General features: G+C 48.7%; 1 protein-coding gene. It reads left to right on the top strand.

The genetic code is table 11. The features are described from left to right. A partial coding sequence (locus KVT28_RS27670; protein ID WP_217551567.1) for a dephospho-CoA kinase occupies nt 1-228 on the top strand: 228 nt, incomplete at both ends.

The following is a 228-nucleotide window of genomic DNA, read 5'->3' as shown; positions in this document are numbered from 1 at the left end:
TGCTCAGCGCCATGGAGATACCATTTTGACGGCAGAAGGCACGCTCTTTCGTGCGCGGCTTCGTGAAATTATTTTCCAACAGCCACAAGAGAAAAATTGTCTCAATCAGTTGCTTCATCCACTCATCAACGCCCGCACGCAAAAATTAAAATTATTGGCCACTTCACCTTATGTGCTTTGGGTGGTGCCGCTGGTGGTCGAAAACGGCTTACAGCATCAAGCCGATCC

The sequence above is a fragment of the Pantoea sp. GbtcB22 genome (assembly GCF_019091025.1).
Taxonomy (GTDB): Bacteria; Pseudomonadota; Gammaproteobacteria; order Enterobacterales; family Enterobacteriaceae; genus Pantoea; species Pantoea leporis.
Note: the sequence above shows the minus strand (reverse complement) of the source record. Positions and strands in the feature narration are given on the sequence as shown.